Source organism: Christiangramia oceanisediminis (assembly GCF_022570735.2).
GTDB classification, from domain to species: Bacteria; Bacteroidota; Bacteroidia; order Flavobacteriales; family Flavobacteriaceae; genus Christiangramia; species Christiangramia oceanisediminis.
On the sequence record NZ_JANCNS010000001.1, the window covers coordinates 291007 to 306490 of the forward strand.

A 15484-nucleotide genomic window follows, 5' to 3' on the forward strand; every position below is an offset into this window, starting at 1 on the left:
TTCATTTAATCCGGGAAAAGCCTTTTTTACCCTTCCCGGATCTGTTAACTAAACCAACATTAAACCAATGATCTCTTTTTGATTTGAGCGAAAGCTTCTTTCAAATCGGTTTTTAGATCATCCACATCTTCAAGGCCTACTGAAAGCCTTATGAGATCTGGAGTTACTCCGGTAGAAGCCTGTTCCTCTTCTGTTAATTGCTGATGCGTGGTACTCGCCGGATGGATAATGAGCGATTTCGTATCCCCGATATTTGCCAGTAATGAGAATACCTTCGCCTCATCTACCACGGTTTTCGCAGCTTCAAATCCACCTTTTACTCCAAAAGTAACCAGTCCGCTTTGACCTTCTGGTAAGTACTGTTTTGCCAGCCCATGGTATTTACTGGATTCCAGTCCCGGGTAGTTCACCCACTCCACTTCTTCCTGTTCCTGAAGCCATTTGGCCAGTTCCAGGGCATTCTTGCTATGTTCTTTAATTCTCACTTTCAGCGTTTCCAATCCCTGGATGATCTGGAAGGCGTTAAACGGACTCAAAGCCGCACCGTGATCGCGTAAACCTTCGATCCTTACCTTGGCGATAAAGGCTGCTTCCTCCAGCGCTTCGTGGTAAACGAGTCCGTGGTAACCTGGTGAAGGCTCGGTGAATTCCGGGAATTTCCCGTTTGCCCAGTCGAATTTCCCCGCATCAATGATCACACCTCCAAGGGCGGTTCCGTTCCCATTGATATATTTGGTGAGTGAATGAAGCACGATATCGGCTCCATGTTCAATTGGATTTAGAAGGTAAGGGGTAGCCACCGTATTGTCTACGATAAATGGAACTTTAAAAGCCTTCGCTTCTTTGGAAATTCCTTTAAGATCTAATACATCCAGCTTAGGATTACCAACAGATTCGGCGAAGAAAACTCTGGTGTTCTCTTTTGCTGCTTTGGTAAAATTTGTTGGATCTGTTGGGTCTACAAAGGTAGTAGTGATGCCTAATCTTGGGAGGGTATTCTTGAACAGGTTGTAAGTTCCGCCGTAGAGGCTATTGGAAGAAACGATATGGTCCCCTGCTTTTAGTAAAGTGAGAAGTGCCGTATTCGTGGCTGCCGTTCCCGATGCAGTTACTACAGCGGCGATACCGCCTTCCAGTGCGGCCAGACGTTGTTCCAGGATATCCAGGGTAGGATTATTGATACGGGTATAAATAAACCCTGGTTCTGCCAGTGAAAAAAGATCGGCTGCGTGATCTGAATTCTTAAAAACGTATGAAGTGGTCTGGTAAATTGGGACTGCCCTGGTTCCGCCATTTTGTGAAACATCGTGTCCTGCGTGAAGTGCTTTTGTTGAAAAATTTTTAGTACTCATGATTTCAATTTTTTAATGCTTTTTAAACCTCACAGGTTTTGAAAACCTGTGAGGTTCTCCCTTTAAATGTTGAATTGTTCCTAATAAAAAAGTCCCCCTGATTTGCTATTACCAGGGGGACTTTGTGAATTGAACTTTATAACTAATTAAATTCTCAAGTTTTGGCAATAGCGTTTCATACGACACATACACATCATCTCCATACACATTATGATATTTGCTATTGCTGTAGTTTTCATTTCTTCTTTTTTGACCCTTCGACTGCGCTCAGGATGACATTATTGGTTTATTAAATTTAAAAAACGGGTATAAAAAAAGCCGCTGCGGTTGGCAGCGGCTTCTTGCATTTTATATCCTTTTCAGTTTATGCAATAGGGTTCGCTGCGGAGGTTTCCGGCATCATACACATCATATTGCAAATAGTACTGATCATTTTTTCGTTTTGTGAATTACAAAGATATGCACGGAAATTTTTAATATCCAAGCGATTAGATAAAAAATATGAAAATTAATTTTTTAGCAGTCATTTTTTGAGAATATGAAAATTGAAGTTTTGTTTAACTGATTTTTCTGCAATTGCTTTTGCGTTAGGGATTGAGCGGGTTGTTTGAGCTCTCCCCGATCGTGATCGGGGAAGCGAGTCGCGAAAGCCCGGCGCGAGCTTTTTTATGGCGAAGCGCAACGCCCAAAATAAAACCCCAGTGATCTAATAGGATAAAATGACGTTAAAAGCATTTGGGATGAACCGAATTTTTATACATTTGTAGCCAAATTATTGAAAGGGATAGATTTGACTGATTGCAACCCTTGTACTATTAAGTATAATAAATGCTAAAGCAGAATGTAGTTTACACCTCTCTTAGCTCTTCACGTCAAATTTTTCCATTCGTATTAATTAAAAAAAAGAATTGAATGGCTTATTTATTTACTTCGGAAAGTGTTTCTGAAGGGCACCCAGATAAGATCGCAGACCAGATTAGTGATACGCTTTTAGACAATTTTCTTGCCTTTGACGAGGAATCGAAAGTTGCCTGCGAAACACTTGTAACAACCGGGCAGGTAGTACTGGCTGGTGAAGTGAGAAGCAATACCTATTTAGATGTTCAGAATATTGCCCGTGATGTGATCAATGATATTGGTTACACGAAAGGCGCCTATAAATTCAGTGGCGATTCCTGCGGGGTGATCTCGCTTATCCACGAACAATCCCAGGACATTTACCAGGGTGTTGACCGCGGAAACAAGGAGGAACAGGGAGCCGGAGACCAGGGAATGATGTTTGGTTACGCGACTAACGAGACCGAAAATTATATGCCACTGGCGCTGGATATTTCACACCGAATCCTGATCGAACTGGCAAAACTAAGACGCCAGGGGAAGGAAATTGACTATTTAAGACCTGATTCCAAGAGCCAGGTGACCATCGAATACAGCGATGATAATGTACCTCAGCGAATCGTGGCCATCGTGGTCTCTACCCAGCATGATGATTTTGACAAGGACGATGAGGCCATGCTGAAAAAGATCAAAAAGGATATCATTGAAATACTGATCCCTCGGGTGAAGGAGCAACTTCCAGAATATGTTCAGAAATTGTTCAATGATGATATCATTTACCATATTAACCCTACCGGGAAATTCGTAATTGGGGGTCCGCATGGTGACGCCGGCTTAACCGGGAGAAAGATCATCGTGGATACTTACGGCGGAAAAGGAGCTCATGGTGGAGGTGCATTTTCTGGAAAAGATCCTTCAAAAGTAGACCGATCGGCCGCTTATGCTTCCAGGCATATCGCGAAGAACCTGGTAGCCGCAGGTGTGGCTCCTGAGATTTTGGTGCAGGTTTCTTATGCTATTGGAGTTGTGGAGCCAACATCTATCTCGGTCTATACCTACGGAAAGAAGAACGTAGATCTAAGTGACGGAAAGATCGCCGAGAAAGTAAGAGAGATCTTCGACATGCGCCCGGCTGCCATTGAAGATAGATTGAAGCTAAGAAATCCTATATACAGGGAAACAGCCGCCTACGGACATATGGGTAAGGAACCGAGAATTGAGACCAAGGTTTTTGAGAGTCCGTATAACGGAAAGATCACCAAGGAGGTGGAATTGTTCACCTGGGAGAAGCTAGATTATGTAGATAAGATCAAGGAAGCATTCGGGATAGAATAAATTCCTATTCTAAATAAATTGAAGCCGCCTTTCTGGGCGGCTTTTTTATTAAGACCTTTTCGATTTTAGCATTAATGCGCAAAAAAATATTTCAGGAGTCTTATATTTTTCCTTTATTTGGAAATATTTAACATTCCTATGTCACTAACCAACTACCTGCATATCCTTTTGATATGCATGCTCCCCTATTTTGGCTTATCCCAGAATACTTACCTTGATGAATCACCAATCCCGGAATGGGTAGAGAGCCCTGAACTTCAAAAGGAAGAATCTGGTCTGGAGAAAAAGGCTCGCGGTTATTTCTACCTGCTTTTGGATAACCAGGTTAACACTCAAACCGAAGAGACCTTTCACCGCCGGGCTTTTAAGATCCTTAGCGCCCAGGGAATCCAGGATATGAGCGATTTCTCGATCGATTTTGACCCTGAGTATCATCGCGTGAAAATTCATAGCCTTGACCTTATAAGGGACGGGCAGGTAATCGATAAACTCAACCTAAATACTATACAGATCATCCAGCGGGAAATGAACCTGGAAAGGCATTTATATGATGGGAGGCTTTCGGCTGTTTTTAATATTTCAGACGTAAGGGTTAATGATATTCTCGATATTAGTTACACGGTCGAAGGCTTCAACCCTATTCATAAAGGATATTTTCAGAATACCTTTTTCCTGAGCTTTACCGATCCTGTAGCGCGGAATCACATAAGTATTCTGGTCCCAAAAGATTCCAAATTGAATTATAAGGTATTCAATGGCCAGCAAAAACCTAAAATTGAAACTCAGGCCCGGCTGAAAAAATATACTTTTGACTTAAAGGAACCCGAAATTGTCAAATACCAGGATAACACTCCCTACTGGTATATTTCCAACGCCTATGTGCAATTTTCACAATACGACAGCTGGGAACAGGTTTCCAGTAATTTTTCCGATTATTATAAGGTCTCTCCCAAAACCAGGGAATGGCTGAAAGACAGATCGGCCGAGATCTTTAAAGGCGAAACCGATTCGATCACGGAGATCATCCGGTTTGTCCAGGACGATATTCGGTACTTAGGTTTTGAAAATGGACTGAATTCCCATAAACCAAGTGAACCCAGGGAAGTTTTTGAAAGACGTTTTGGTGATTGTAAGGACAAGGCCCTTCTGCTTAGCGAGCTGCTGAGGCTACAGGGTGTTGAAGCAAATCCTGTCCTGGTAAGCTCTACCAATTCTGAAACGCTCAAGGACAATTTGCCTTCTCCAAATGCTTTTGATCACTGTATTGTTCAAATTCACCAGGAGGATAAGATCAGTTATATAGATCCCACCATCAATTTTCAGGGTGGAAACCTGGGCAGCGTTTTCTTTCCAGATTATGCCTATGGCCTGCCACTGGACGCCAGGAATTCTAACCTCATCCAGTTCCCAGATCCTGAGCCAGAGGCTGTACAGATCTTCGAAACCATCGAGATAGAAGAACTTGGAACCAGTGCGACCCTGAACGTGACCACGTCCTACAGGGATGAAAAAGCAGATATCATCAGGCGCGACTTTTCCCAAAATAACAGAACTGCCATCCAGGAAAATTATACCAATTTTTACTCGACCTTATACCCTAGTGTACGCGCTCTTGGGGATATTATCTATGATGATTACAGAAATATTGAAAACAAGATCATCGTTACCGAAGAATATATCATCGAAGACTTCTGGCAAAAAGATCCTGAGAACGAAAATACCCTTTACGGGCATTTCTATCCTTTATCCCTGGATGCTCACCTGTTTCCCGGAGAAAACCCAAACCGCAAGGATCCTTATTATATAGATCCAGGCCTGAATGTGGAACATCATATTGCCGTATTATTACCGGAAGCATGGAACATGCTTCCTGATGCGGCCAAAATTGAGAATGATTTTTTCAACTATACGTTTGAACTGAAACCGAGAGGAAACCGATTTGACATCACGCATTCCTTCCGGAATCTTTCCGATCATATTCCAGCTGAACGATACGGAGAATATCTCGCCGAGGTGAAAAAAGTTCATCAGCATATGAATTATTATATCAACTACGACAGCAATTTTGTAGGTAATGCCAGTAAGGCTGGTGACCTAAGCTGGATCTCTATCATCCTGTTCCTTATAAGTATTGGTACAGCTACTTATTTTGCCATCAAAGTGTATAAGAATTATGACCTGCCTTCAAGAGCACCTACCAGGTATACCGAAGATTCGATCAAAGGCTGGCTGGTTTTGCTGGGGATCAGCCTGGTCATCACTCCCCTGTTCATCACTTACCAGATCTTTGCCACCGGTGAATTCTTTAGTCCACAGATCTGGAGTCTATGGACTACCGGGCATATTGGTCTTGGAATGCTAATTAGCTTTGAAATCATATTTAATTCAGCCGCGCTCGTTTTTTCCATACTGATAGTAATTCTTTTTTATAAGCGACGTACCATTGCTCCAAGGGTTATTATGATCTACCTGATCGTGAATTTCCTGTTCTTTGCCGTGGACAATGGACTGGTGGTTTTTATAAATTCAGATGTAATAACCGAAGCGGATAAAAACGAATTCTATTCGCAGGTATTAAGTTCGTTCGTCCGGATGATCATTTGGGTCCCTTACCTTATTTTCTCGGTTAGGGTGAAAGAAACATTTATCTACCGAAAGCAAAACGAACAGGAAGAATTTGAACCACAACAAACCGAAGCCTTAATTTCACTAGAATAATCAAAAAGCCGCCTTTAAAGCGGCTTTTTTTATTGCCTCATTCCCTGCACTTCAGTTTTATCATTTCTTCGGAAAACCTTAACAGCCTGCCGCCCTTATAATCGCTATTTTTAAAATTCACCAAGTGATCTTCTTATGGCATTTTTTAAAAAGGTTAGAAACACGATCAACCTGCTAAAGTCGGTTGACATGGATCAACTCGCAAAAATCAATAGTAAAATTGATCTGGCAGAAGCAATGAAAACTCTGGGTACGCTGGACGACCGACAGCTTGCCGGATTGATGAAAATGTTAAAAACCAAGCGTCGAAAAGGTCAGCATGACCTGCCTCCTATAGATGGCGATTTTTACAATCTCGATCTTCGACTTACCAAGGAACAAAGGGAAATCCAGTTAAAGGTTCGCAATTTCATGGAAGATGAGATAAACCCTTTGGTCAACGAATACTGGAAAAAAGACCAGTTTCCCTTCGAGGTGATTGAAAAGTTCAGAGATCTGAATATCGTGGGAGTACCATATGAAGGATACGGATGCCCAAATTTGCCATTTTTGATGGAAGGTATCATTGCGCAGGAGATCGCGCGGGTAGATGTTTCCATTTCCACCTTTTTTGGAGTCCACAGCGGTTTAGCGATGGGCTCTATTTATTTATGCGGTAGCGAGGAGCAGAAACAGGAATGGTTGCCGAAGATGCAGAAAATGGAAAAAATAGGCGCCTTTGGTCTTACCGAACCCAATGTGGGATCGGGAGTGGCCGGCGGACTGGAAACCACCTGTAAATTCGATGGCGAGAACTGGGTTCTGAACGGCCAGAAGAAATGGATCGGAAACGCAACATTTTCAGATGTTACCATAATCTGGGCTCGAGATCTCGATTCCAACCAGGTAAAAGGATTCCTGGTAAGAAAGGAAAATCCGGGCTTCGAAACCGAGAAAATAAGGGATAAGATGGCCCTTAGAATTGTTCAGAATGCCATCATCACTTTAACCGATTGCAAAGTTCCAGAAAGCGATAGACTGCAGAACGCGAATTCGTTCAAAGATACAGCGAACGTATTGAGAATGACGCGCGCCGGGGTTGCCTGGCAGGCAGTTGGCTGCGCACGCGGGGCTTATGAAAGTGCCTTAAAATACACCAAGAAAAGAGAACAGTTTGGCAGGCCAATCGCGTCTTTCCAGCTGGTACAGAATCACCTGGTAGAAATGCTTTCAAACCTTACTTCCATGCAAACCTTATGTTTCAGGTTATCTGAATTACAGGACCAGGACCTGCTTAAAGATGAGCACGCCAGCCTGGCTAAGGTTTATTGCAGCATGCGAATGAGAGATGTGGTAAGCCAGGCCCGTGAGGTCCTTGGTGGAAACGGAATTTTACTGGAGTACGACGTAGCCCGTTTTGTGGCAGATGCCGAAGCGATCTATAGTTACGAAGGAACCAAAGAAATCAATTCACTTATAGTAGGCCGGGCCATTACTGGTTACAGTGCCTTTGTTAGTTAAAAAGAAAGAAAAAGAAATTTATGTCAGTATTAATTGTAAGTCCGGGAAGAGATCCGGAAAATTGGGTAAAAGCCCTGGAAAATCAGCATCCGGGATTGAATATTTACGTATACCCGGAAGAGCATGACCCAGAGGAAGTTGAATTTGCCCTAACCTGGAATCATCCCAGGGGATTGTTCAAAAATTACCCCAATTTAAAAGTTATTGCCAGTATGGGCGCCGGGGTAGATCATATTCTAAGCGACGAAGGCCTTCCCGAGGATGTAAGGGTCACCAGGGTTATCGATGAAACCCTTACAGAGGATATGGGGGATTTTGTATTAAGCCAGGTAATGAATCATATAAGAGGCCTGCACTATTATGCGAAGGTTCAGCAAAAGAAGAAATGGGACCAGTTTCAATATAAACGCCCACAGAACACCAAGGTTGGGATCATGGGGCTTGGAGTTCTTGGTAACGCGGTAGCCGAAAAACTGAACAAAAACTTTTTTAAGGTTTATGCGTGGTCAAGAACCGAAAAATCCTGCAGCAACGTAACCTGTTACCACGGAAAAGACCAGCTGGAGGAATTCCTCCAAAATTCTGAAGTCCTGGTTTGCCTGTTACCTTTAACTGAAGACACCGAAAATATCCTGAACTCTGATCTTTTCGATATGCTTCCGGAAGGAGCTTATATTATCAATGTCGCTCGAGGCCAGCATCTTGTTGAACATGACCTGATGAAAATGATCGATTCCGGGCATCTTTCAGGTGCTTCGCTGGATGTATTTCGCGAGGAACCCCTGCCGGAAGACCATCCATTCTGGGAACATTCCAAGATCAATATTACTCCACATATCGCCAGTGTAACCAAACCGGAATCTGTGGTACCTCAAATTGTAGATAATTATGAACGAATGAAGGAAAACGAACCACTGAAGAACAAAGTGGAGCTCGAAAAAGGATATTAGAATTTTAAATTTTCAGCAATGGACATTTTCAAGAACATCATGGTTGCGGTTGACTTTAATGACAGTATTGGGGAATTGATGACCTATGCTGAAAGTCTGGCCCAGAAATACGATTCCAAGATATGGGTTTTACATGTCGCCGAACCAGAACCCGATTTTGTAGGTTATGAACCGGGACCACAATACATCCGGGATATCAAAGCCGAGGAATACCGGGAGGAGCATCGCAATCTGCAGGACATCTGCAAAAATTTCATCAGTGGAGAGGTAGAATCTGAAGCTTTGCTCATCCAGGGATCAACCGTTGAAACTGTACTTGAGGAAGCACAAAAACTGGATGTAGATCTGCTAATAGTAGGAACTCATAAATACAGTTTTCTGCATAACCTGTTACAGGAAAGCATTTCGATGGAATTGCTCAAGAAAGTGGAAATTCCCATGCTCACCATCCCGATCGATGATTAAAACCAACTAAAAATCCCCGAAGATATTCGGGGATTTTTTATTTTCACAAAAAACTCCAAATCGTGGAAACTGCAAGGCAAGAACTACAAAAGGTAGCTAAAAGAATTCAACCGCATATTCATCGAACACCCGTGCTCACTTCCAGGCTCATAAACGAAATTGCCGGGGCAGAATTGTTCTTTAAGTGCGAGAACTTTCAGAGAATGGGAGCCTTTAAAATGCGCGGTGCAACCAACGCGATCTTAAATCTTTCTGCTGATAAACAGAAAAAAGGAGTCGTTACCCATTCCTCGGGCAATTTTGCACAGGCACTTTCGCTTGCGGCAAAAAGCCTGAATGTTCCGGCTTATATCGTAATGCCCGATTCGGCTCCGGAAGTTAAAAAAGCGGCAGTTCGAACTTATGGCGGGCAAATAACCGAATGCCCTTCTACTTTGAAAGATCGGGAAGAAACCGCCAACCGAATCCAGGAAGAAACTGGTGCCACTTTTATTCACCCTTCCAACGATTTGGACGTGATCCTTGGGCAGGGAACCGCGGCCCTGGAACTGCTGGAAGATCATCCTGATCTTGAGATCCTAGTAAGTCCGGTTGGGGGTGGCGGACTCATTGCAGGAGCTGCGCTTGCAGCGAAATATTTCGGGAAAGATTGCAAATGTATAGGTGGCGAACCTGCAGAAGCCGATGACGCCTGGAGATCCTTAAAAAGCGGAAAGATCGAAACCAACGAAACTGCCAACACCATCGCAGATGGATTGAAAACCCAGCTCGGCGACCAGAATTTCCCTATCATCCTGGAGCATGTCGAAGAAATAATACGTGTTTCTGAAGATGATATCAAAGAAGCCTTACGACTAATCTGGGAGCGGATGAAGATCATCGTGGAACCTTCCAGCGCCGTGGCATTGGCGGCAGTTCTAAAGGAAAAGGAACGCTTCCGCAATAAGAAGGTGGGCATCCTGATCTCCGGAGGAAATGTTGACTTTAGCCGCCTGCCCTTCTGATTTGCAAGACCTTGCTTTGTTAAAATTACCAGAAACTAACTTTCAGTAAATAGAAAGTTCCTGTATATTTAAGTATAAAACCAACTAAGAACACTTGAATTTTCAGGACTATTCCCAGTTTTATCCAAGCCTTTAGGGCTGTTCCTGGATTTTTAATCAAAGTTAAGCCAGGTTATTGCATTTGAAGTTCTGGAGAAAGCAACATGTGTTTTCCTGGACTTGATACTAACCGGAAGGCGAACAAATACAGGGTCGTATGGAATTGTATCTAACTGTCGCGATTATTATCATAGGGATCATCCTGTTCGTGCGCGATTACTTTTCGATAGATACGACTTCCATCCTTATCATGGCCCTTTTCATTATTTCGGGTGTACTAAGCCCGGAGGAAGGATTCTCAGGCTTTAACCATCCTGCGACCATCACCCTTGGCTGTATGTTCGTGGTAAGTGCCGCGGTATTCAAGTCGGGGATAATCGATGGCATAAGCGCGAAACTTATCAAGATCGCCAGGATCAATTACTTTCTCGCCCTGGTTTCCCTTTGCGGAACTGCTGCCGTTCTTTCGGCATTTATCAATGATACGGCGGTGGTTGCTATCCTGATCCCGGTCGCGCTACTGGTATGCCGTGAAGCAGGCATAAGTCCGTCACGATTGCTAATCCCCATTTCTTTTTCAGCCCTATTTGGTGGTACCTGTACGCTCATTGGAACCTCTACTAACATCCTTGTGAGCAGTTATGCTGAAAAGCTGGGTGTGGATGGTTTCGGGATGTTTGAATTTTCGCTTGCTGCACTTTGTTTGTTGACCATAGGCATGACCTATATACTCATCATGGGGCCTATCATGCTTCCCAAGCGCAGCCTACCGGAACAGACCGGACTAAAAACCGATACCGAAAAATATATGGCCGAGATCCGGCTGCATGAAGAATATGATGATGTTGACCTGTCTATTTCAGAATCGAAACTGGTGAATGATTACAAGGTGCAGATCCTTCGGATAAAAAGGAAGCATTACCGGGTTTACGAGATCAACGGCGAGACCGTGCTCCGGGAAGATGACCTGGTTCGGATACTGGTAGATCCTGTAAATATGGCCAAACTGAAACAGAAAAAAGGTATTTCAGTAGTAGGAGATAAGGAAAATGCGGTGATTCCCGAACCTAATGATAAGGTCAATGGCGAAGGCGAACCGCCCAACGAGGAAAAAAAGGTTTTCGAGGTGATGATTCCCTACGGCTCTGAACTTGCCGGAAGGTCCATAAAGCAACTCAATTTCAGAAGTACCTATTATGCTTCAGTGCTTGCGATCAGGCACCGAAAAGAGACCATTACCCAGGATGTTTCAAATGTGATCCTTCGCGAAGGAGATATGATGCTACTGTTTGCTTCAGAAAAAGCCATCGCGCTACTCGCTTCAGAAAAACTGATCGTTACGCTTTCTCAATACCAGGGACGAAGGGTCAATTACAAAAAAGCCATCCCGGCCTTATTGATCGTGATAGGCGTAATTGGTGCAGCGGCCTTTAACCTTACTTCTATTCTTATCAGTGCTATGGTTGGGAGTTTGTTAATAGTAACACTTACTATATTAAAACCCCAGGAAGCATACGAAGCTATTGAATGGAAGGTGATCTTTATGGTTGCCGGGGTTCTTTCCATGGGGAAGGCCCTCGAAAAGACAGGCGGTTCAGATATCATTTCCCAGTATATTTATGAATCACTCGGTGGAATGGATCCCAGGTACACCCTGAGTCTGATCTTTTTATTCACCTTCCTATCTACTAACGTATTATCCAGTAAGGCTGCAGCAGCCCTTATGACACCAATTGTAATCAGCCTGGCCGAAGCCATGCAACTCAGTGAGAAACCCTTTCTTATTGGGGTGATGTTCGCCTGTTCCCTTACTTTTATGACACCGGTAAGTTACCCGGTGAATACCATGGTATATGCGCCGGGAAATTATAAGTTCAGGGATTTTTTAAAGTTCGGAACTCCTCTTAACTTTATAATCTGGATCGCAGCATCATTTATAATTCCAATATTTTTTCCCTTTGAGGCATGAGAAAAGTAAGATTACACAATCCGTTTAAGACAAGACTGATCGATGAAAAACTCATCAGGGAGCACCTGGCCCTGGAGCGAACCAAGCTGGCCAATGAACGCACCCTGCTTTCTTATATCAGAGCTTCAATTTACTTACTCATTAGCGGCCTTGCCCTTTTACAGATCAAAGAGTACCAGGGTTACAGCCTGATGTGGGTAGGTTATCTGTCACTTTTCATTTGCATCCTCTTTTTACTGGTTGGAGTTTCTCGCTATATTGCACTGGAAAGAAAGCTGAACAAGCTGTTAAGAGAAGACGATTCAAATCAGGATACCTAATTGCTCCAATCCATAGTTCATTACGGCCTTCATTTTGTCGCTATAGCAGGTATTGCCTACCTATACGACAGAAATAACTGGTTTAAATACTGGCTGATCCTACTGGCCACCATGCTGGTTGACTTGGATCATCTCCTGGCCGACCCTGTTTTTGATCCTGACCGGTGCGGGATTGGATTCCATCCTCTTCATTCTGAAATTGCCATCACTGCCTATGTGCTTGGAATGATATTCATAAAACACCGGGTGTGGAAGCTGGTTTTCATAGGGCTCTTTTTCCATATGCTCACCGATTTTATAGATTGCATCTGGACCTATTCAAAATGCGCCACCTGTCTTCAGGATCTTTCCTTCTAGTTTTTTTTACGGAAACAGGCTGAAGTAAATTTCCATTTTTTTAACGAATCTAGACTGGGCTTAAATCCCTGTTTAATCTTAATTCTATTATATTTACAGCCTGAAAACACCGAGACTTCAATAACCTAATCTAACCAAGCGAAAACTTTAAACTATGCATGTAGCCATTGCAGGAAACATAGGAGCAGGAAAAACAACATTGACCAAATTATTAGCAAAACATTATAACTGGGAAGCTCAATTTGAAGACGTCCTGGAAAATCCATACCTGGAGGATTTTTATAATAAGATGGAGCGATGGTCATTCAACCTGCAGATCTATTTTCTTAATAGTAGGTTTAGGCAGATCCTGCAAATAAGGGAAAGCGGAAAGAAGATCATCCAGGATCGTACTATTTACGAAGATGCCTATATTTTTGCGCCTAACCTTCACGCGATGGGTTTAATGACCAATCGTGATTTTGAAAATTACAAGTCGCTTTTCGACCTTATGGAAAGCGTGGTTCAGGGGCCAGATCTTCTTATTTATCTAAGAAGCAGCATCCCTAACCTGGTTTCGCAAATCCACAGCCGAGGCAGGGACTATGAAAACTCGATCTCGATAGATTACTTAAGCCGACTGAATGAACGCTATGAGGCATGGGTGCATGATTACGACAAGGGAAATTTATTGATCATCGATGTTGATAATATCAATTTCGTTGATAACCCCGAAGATCTGGGAGCTATTATTAACCGGATCGACGGAGAAATTCACGGACTATTTTAACCAAATTTAATTATGGAATCTACAAAATTAAAAAGGCCAAAACATAAAGGATCACCAAAGCTCTTTGACAACCCGATACTTGAAAAATTAACACATACGCATATTTCAATTCCGTTAATCATATTTGGAGTGATTTCGGCGGCTTTGGTTTATTACGGGATCATCGAAAAAGGTTTCCAGGTACCAGAAATGGTATTGTTGTTCTTTGCAGGGCTGTTCTTTTTCACCCTGGTAGAATATCTAATGCACAGGTATCTTTACCATATTCCGGCCACTACCCCACGTAAACAAAAGATATCCTACACCATGCATGGTGTGCACCACGATTATCCGAAAGATAAATCCAGGCTGGCCATGCCGCCAGTATTGAGTTTGGTGATCGCAACCGTGCTTTTTATCATATACCGTGCGGTACTTGGTGATTATGTGTTCGGGTTTCTTGCCGGTTTCCTGATTGGATATGCCGGGTACCTGGCAGTTCACTATTCGGTTCACGCATTCAAGGTTCCGGGAAACTTTTTAAAGGTACTCTGGCACCACCACAGTATTCACCACTATCGGGAGCCAGATCGCGCATTTGGAGTATCATCCCCGCTTTGGGACCATATCTTCGGAACCATGCCTAGAAAATCGCCGAAAAGTAAAAGAGCTGCTGTGGGTACCAGTATTGACCCCAGCTAAACGGCTAAAACAAAAATATATGAATCCCGGTCAAACCGGGATTTTTTATTGAATAAACCCATTTTCACGAGCATGCTGTTCAGCTTCGTTGGAGTCATTGGCCAGTAAGACCGGAACCGTATCAAAATTATCTATAAGGCTACGCACTCGTTTCATTTGCCTCCTGTGCTTAACACTTCTCAGGTAAATAGCTTTGATCCTATCTGAATACTGAGCGGCTATTTCGGTATAAATACTGGCGTCATGTTCCCCACTGTCTCCTATTAATATAAAGTTGAGATCAGGATAAGTTTTCAGGATATTCGTAATTTCCTTCTGTTTATGGGGTTTTTCGGGTTTAAGCGTACCATCAAAGGGCGTTCTGAAATCCCTGAGCAAAATGGGCCCTTTCGGAAATTTATTATAATCCAGAAAAAGCTTCAGGTATTCATATAAATTCCACGGGCTGTTACTTAGGTAGAACATAGGATTCTTATTCTTCCCGCTTTTGCCTTTATGCAGCTTTTGATAGAGATCTGGTGCATCTTTTAAGGGTATTCTTTTATAAGCGTTGGTCATCAGGGAATTCTTCAGAAGCCGCCATTTTAGAAATGAGGTGACCCCGGTTTGAAGGATCGTATCATCAATATCGCTAATCACGCCGAATTCGGCTTCTACCTCGGGAATAAGGAATTCCCCCCTAAATGGGTTTGCCAGTAAATTAGTGCCCTTTTCAACCGGGCTTCGATAATAGATCTCATAGGGCACCCAGCCCTCTTCATCGGTATCTTTGGCCAGGTTTTCTTCGATATTCTTATCGAACAAAAAATAACCTTCGGCATTCGTTTTAGCCCTTAGCTGAAGCTGTTCTGGAATTCGAAGCTCTACCTCCACATCTGGAATTTCGAAGCTATCAAATTGTTTCCAGGTATTTTTTAGAGTTCTGTAGAGCGATTGATCCTTGACGATCTTCAATGGTTCATTATCAAGTACCCTTCCTTTTACATAAAGGTGTGAGTAGGTCCCGTAACTTCGATAAGGGGTAATGTAGATCTGTTCAAGATTTTTATATCTCCCAATTAGTTTTTTAAAGCGTTTGATCATTAAGCAGTAGCTTTGTTTTCAATTTAGTTTTAATTCTGAAAAGCC

At 42.9% G+C, this 15484-nt stretch carries 13 protein-coding genes; 11 read left to right on the forward strand and 2 right to left on the reverse strand.

Annotation, left to right across the window (positions count from 1 at the left end; translation table 11 throughout):
• Nucleotides 1-59 precede the first annotated feature (59 nt).
• Complete coding sequence (locus tag MKO06_RS01300; RefSeq protein WP_241550531.1) at nucleotides 60-1352, reverse strand: O-acetylhomoserine aminocarboxypropyltransferase/cysteine synthase family protein; 1293 nt, start codon at nucleotides 1350-1352, stop codon at nucleotides 60-62.
• Nucleotides 1353-2264: 912 nt separating this feature from the next.
• Between MKO06_RS01300 and metK the strand changes: the two genes are divergently transcribed.
• The 11 genes from metK (at nucleotide 2265) to MKO06_RS01355 (ending at nucleotide 14356) form a co-directional block, all read left to right on the forward strand.
• The gene (metK, locus tag MKO06_RS01305; protein WP_241550532.1) at nucleotides 2265-3524 is read left to right on the forward strand and encodes a methionine adenosyltransferase; all 1260 of its coding nucleotides are present in this window, start codon (nucleotides 2265-2267) and stop codon (nucleotides 3522-3524) included.
• A gap of 138 nt (nucleotides 3525-3662) precedes the next feature.
• On the forward strand, nucleotides 3663-6242 hold the full coding sequence (locus tag MKO06_RS01310) for a DUF3857 domain-containing protein (RefSeq protein WP_241550533.1): 2580 nt from the start codon (nucleotides 3663-3665) through the stop codon (nucleotides 6240-6242).
• A 135-nt stretch (nucleotides 6243-6377) separates the two neighbouring features.
• Complete coding sequence (locus MKO06_RS01315) at nucleotides 6378-7742, forward strand: acyl-CoA dehydrogenase family protein (protein ID WP_241550534.1); 1365 nt, start codon at nucleotides 6378-6380, stop codon at nucleotides 7740-7742.
• Between the two features lie 20 nt (nucleotides 7743-7762).
• On the forward strand, nucleotides 7763-8692 hold the full coding sequence (locus MKO06_RS01320; protein ID WP_241550535.1) for a 2-hydroxyacid dehydrogenase: 930 nt from the start codon (nucleotides 7763-7765) through the stop codon (nucleotides 8690-8692).
• 18 nt (nucleotides 8693-8710) lie between these two features.
• Complete coding sequence (locus MKO06_RS01325) at nucleotides 8711-9157, forward strand: universal stress protein (protein WP_241550536.1); 447 nt, start codon at nucleotides 8711-8713, stop codon at nucleotides 9155-9157.
• Nucleotides 9158-9219: 62 nt separating this feature from the next.
• Nucleotides 9220-10161, forward strand: a complete 942-nt coding sequence (locus MKO06_RS01330; protein ID WP_241550537.1) for a pyridoxal-phosphate dependent enzyme — start codon at nucleotides 9220-9222, stop codon at nucleotides 10159-10161.
• Between the two features lie 256 nt (nucleotides 10162-10417).
• Nucleotides 10418-12229 (forward strand): SLC13 family permease, encoded by a 1812-nt coding sequence (locus tag MKO06_RS01335; RefSeq protein WP_241550538.1) that lies wholly within the window; start codon nucleotides 10418-10420, stop codon nucleotides 12227-12229.
• Entirely contained in the window at nucleotides 12226-12549 is a 324-nt protein-coding gene (locus MKO06_RS01340) for a DUF202 domain-containing protein (protein WP_241550539.1), read from the forward strand. Before MKO06_RS01335 ends, MKO06_RS01340 begins: the two co-directional genes overlap by 4 nt.
• A complete protein-coding gene (locus MKO06_RS01345; RefSeq protein WP_241550540.1) occupies nucleotides 12550-12906 on the forward strand; it encodes a DUF6122 family protein in 357 nt (118 codons plus the stop codon).
• Nucleotides 12907-13060: 154 nt separating this feature from the next.
• Nucleotides 13061-13675: a deoxynucleoside kinase gene (locus MKO06_RS01350; protein WP_241550541.1), complete on the forward strand. Its 615-nt coding sequence runs from the start codon at nucleotides 13061-13063 to the stop codon at nucleotides 13673-13675.
• A gap of 12 nt (nucleotides 13676-13687) precedes the next feature.
• Entirely contained in the window at nucleotides 13688-14356 is a 669-nt protein-coding gene (locus MKO06_RS01355) for a sterol desaturase family protein (RefSeq protein ID WP_241550542.1), read from the forward strand.
• Between the two features lie 45 nt (nucleotides 14357-14401).
• Here MKO06_RS01355 and MKO06_RS01360 read toward each other — a convergent pair whose 3' ends face one another.
• Entirely contained in the window at nucleotides 14402-15439 is a 1038-nt protein-coding gene (locus tag MKO06_RS01360; protein WP_241550543.1) for an App1 family protein, read from the reverse strand.
• Between the last annotated feature and the right edge of the window lie 45 nt (nucleotides 15440-15484).